The sequence below is a fragment of the Rhizobium tibeticum genome (assembly GCF_900110205.1).
Classification (GTDB): domain Bacteria; phylum Pseudomonadota; class Alphaproteobacteria; order Rhizobiales; family Rhizobiaceae; genus Rhizobium; species Rhizobium tibeticum.
Window position 1 is genome coordinate 1 of the sequence record NZ_FOCV01000166.1, and the last position, 1,021, is coordinate 1,021.

The following is a 1,021-nucleotide window of genomic DNA, read 5'->3' on the forward strand; positions in this document are numbered from 1 at the left end:
CCGCCGTTGAGGCGGAGCGTAGTATGGCCAGCCAACGCGACCAGGTCCAGGAGGCACTCCTGCGCGATCTTCAGGCGGCGCGCTACGCCGCCGACCGGGCATTCCGGCAATACGACGCCGCTGATCCTGAGAACCGGCTGGTGGCGTCGGAGCTCGAGGCGCGCTGGAACAAGGCGCTCACACGAGTCGGCGAGATCGAGAATAAGATTGGCAGCCATCAGACAGCGACGCCACAACCATCTCCTCTTTCGACTTCGCAGATGGCAGCGCTTGCGGGGAACCTGCGTGCCGTCTGGACGGCGCCCGCAACCGATGCAAGGCTCAAGAAACGCATCGTGCGCACGCTCATCCATGAAGTGGTCGCCGATCTCGATGATGTGACCTCGGAGATCGTCCTTGTCATCCATTGGGTTGGCGGGGTGCATACCGAGCGACGCCTACCAAAACGACGCCGAGGGCAAAGAAACGCGACCCCCGACGACATCATTGAGGCGGTCCGGCAACTCGTCCTTATTGCCAATGACGACGTGATTGCCGGTGTCCTCAACCGCAATGGACTGACGACCGGCAATGGTAATCGTTGGACACGTGAGCGGGTAACCGCGCTGCGGTCATATCGCAGGATTCCGGTCTTTCGCTCGCAGTCAGACGGGATTGAGCCCTGGCTTAATCTGGGAGATGCCGCGAGATTGCTCGGGGTCGCGCCAAAGACGTTGAGGCTGGCCGCAGAAGCCGGCGAGATCGAAGGCATTCATCCATTGCCAAACGGTCCGTGGGTCTTCAGCCGGTCAAAGCTTACGACGCCAGAAGCACGTCAGATCCTCGTTCGCGCCCGGCAGAACCCTCGGCACCCCTCAGGATCACCACCAGATCAGGAAACCCTATTTCTATCAATGACATAGAAAGATGGGTGTTATGAAACAGGATTGTAATCCTCGATCCATCCGTCGATCTTCCGGAGTGCTGTATCTGCGTCCGGAATGGGTGAGATGCGTATGTAGTCCCGTTTCAGGGTTTTGAC

General features: G+C 59.5%; 1 pseudogene. It reads left to right on the forward strand.

Annotation, left to right across the window (positions count from 1 at the left end):
• Positions 1–902: pseudogene (locus BSG20_RS35440) on the forward strand (recombinase family protein); the annotation flags it as partial.
• Positions 903–1,021 lie beyond the last annotated feature (119 nt).